The sequence below is a fragment of the Photobacterium sp. R1 genome (assembly GCF_054600795.1).
The window spans coordinates 1-393 of the sequence record NZ_BAAHZP010000157.1 but is presented as its reverse complement, the minus strand read 5'-3'; the positions used below and the strand labels follow the sequence as shown (position 1 = coordinate 393).

Genomic DNA, 393 nt, shown 5'->3' with positions numbered 1-393 from the left:
GATCGTAAGCGTGCGAGCCGTGGTGCGAAGTAAATTCTGAATCTGTGCGCTCTTTGGGCGCACATTTAAAAAATCCCCCGCCGGGTGATCCGGAACGGGGGATTTGTTTATTCAGGCCAAAACACGATTAGCCGCGGTTCAGTTGGGCCACAAAGCGCTCAGACTCACTGATAGCAGCACGCATATCGCTGATTGCCCGCTGGATATCACGTTCAAGTGAGCGGAATTCGCCTTGCAGGGAGCCGATGGCCGCAGCATTGAGGTTGTGTTTCAGGTACAGGCTGTTATCGCGCAAGGTGTCCAGAACCGGTGCCATTTTGGCTTCCGCTCTGTGCATGGCAGCAATCATCTTGCTGTAAGAGGCGCGGGTGGCTTTGAGTTTGGCTTCACTGT

General features: G+C 54.2%; 1 protein-coding gene. It reads right to left on the bottom strand.

Annotation, left to right across the window (positions count from 1 at the left end; all coding sequences use genetic code 11):
• Positions 1–127: 127 nt before the first annotated feature.
• Positions 128–393, bottom strand: a 266-nt coding sequence (locus ACYP03_RS24460) for a DUF2959 family protein (RefSeq protein WP_459782440.1), incomplete at its 5' end; no start/stop codon positions are given.